Origin of the sequence: Novosphingobium sp. B-7 (genome assembly GCF_000410615.1) — a bacterium.
Taxonomy (GTDB): Bacteria; Pseudomonadota; Alphaproteobacteria; order Sphingomonadales; family Sphingomonadaceae; genus Novosphingobium; species Novosphingobium capsulatum.
On record NZ_APCQ01000503.1, the window covers coordinates 1 to 896 of the forward strand.

Annotated in this window: 1 protein-coding gene; it reads left to right on the forward strand. The window is 67.7% G+C overall.

The genetic code is table 11. From position 1 onward, the window contains the following. Nucleotides 1-896 (forward strand): PTS transporter subunit EIIC (locus tag H926_RS0106490; RefSeq protein ID WP_022675593.1); only part of this gene is annotated, 896 nt, incomplete at both ends.

Here is an 896-nt window from a genome sequence, read left to right on the forward strand (position 1 = left end):
CCGGCGGTTCGTGCCGATCATCAGCGGGGTGGCCGGCGTGGCGCTGGCCGGGCTGCTGGGCGCCAGCCTTGCCAGCATCAATGCCGGCGCCAATGCCGCGAGCGAGGCGGCGCTGGCCAGCGGCGGGATCGGGCTGTTCATCTTCGGCACGCTCAACCGCCTGCTGCTGGTGACGGGCTTGCATCACATTCTCAACAACATCGCCTGGTTCGTGCTGGGCGATTACCACGGCACCACCGGCGATTTGCGCCGCTTCTTTGCCGGCGATCCGACCGCTGGCGCGTTCATGAGCGGGTTCTTCCCGGTGATGATGTTTGGCCTGCCTGCCGCGTGCCTGGCGATGTATCACACCGCGCGGCCCGAACGGCGCAAGGCCACCGGGGGCATGCTGCTGAGCCTTGCCGCCACCTCGTTCCTGACCGGGGTGACCGAGCCGATCGAGTTCAGCTTCATGTTCCTGGCGCCAGTGCTCTATGCGTTCCACGCGGTGCTGACCGGCATTGCGATGGCGCTGATGGCGGCGCTGGGCGTGCACATGGGCTTTGGCTTTTCCGCCGGGCTGCTTGATTACGTGCTCAATTTCTCCAAGGCGCAGAAGCCCTTGCTGCTGATCCCGGTGGGGCTGGTCTATGCCAGCGTCTATTACGGGGTGTTCCGCTGGGCGATCCTGCGCTTCGATCTCAAGACGCCGGGCCGCGATGACGTGCCCATGGGCAACGGCGGCGCGCCGGTGCTGGCGGGCGAACGCGGCCAGGCCTTTGTAGCGGCGCTGGGCGGCGCGGCAAACCTGGTGGAAGTGGGCGCGTGCACCACGCGGTTGCGCCTGGTGGTGGGCGATCAGGCCAGCATCGACGAAGCCGCGCTGCGTGGGCTTGGCGCCAAAGGCCTGATCCGCC